Consider the following 697-nt stretch of genomic DNA (forward strand, 5'->3'; position numbering starts at 1 on the left):
TGGCGCCAAGCTGGTCATCACCTCGGACACCGCGCCGCGCGGAGGTCGCCGCACGCCGCTCAAGGCCAACACCGACGCCGCCCTTCTGCACTGTTCCGACAAGGTCCGCTGCCTCGTCGTCAAGCACACCGGCGATCAGATTTCCTGGGTTCAGGGCCGCGATGTCGACGTCAAATACCTGATGGAGCACGCCTCCCCCGATTGCCCGCCGCGCCCGATGAATGCCGAAGACCCGCTCTTCATCCTCTACACATCCGGCTCCACCGGCAAACCGAAAGGCGTCGTGCACAGCTCCGGCGGCTATCTCGCCTATGCCGCGCTGACCCATAAATACGTGTTCGACTACCACGATGGCGACGTCTTCTGGTGCACCGCCGACGTGGGCTGGGTCACCGGCCACAGCTACATCGTCTACGGGCCCCTCGCCAATGGCGCGACCACCGTGATGTTCGAAGGCGTGCCGACCTACCCCGACGCGGGCCGGTTCTGGGCCGTCTGCGAGAAGCACAAGGTGAACCAATTCTACACCGCCCCGACAGCACTCCGGTCCCTCATGGGGCAAGGCAACCAATGGGTCGAGAAATACGATCTGTCCTCGCTCAAAGTGCTCGGCACCGTGGGCGAGCCGATCAACCCGGAGGCCTGGAACTGGTACAATGAGGTCATCGGCAAAGGGAACTGCCCCATCGTCGACACT

General features: G+C 63.7%; 1 protein-coding gene. It reads left to right on the top strand.

Annotated elements, in window-relative coordinates:
* Nucleotides 1-697 (top strand): AMP-binding protein (locus ACYBHZ_RS19315; protein ID WP_460275947.1); only part of this gene is annotated, 697 nt, incomplete at both ends.

The organism is Celeribacter sp. ULVN23_4, assembly GCF_054788345.1.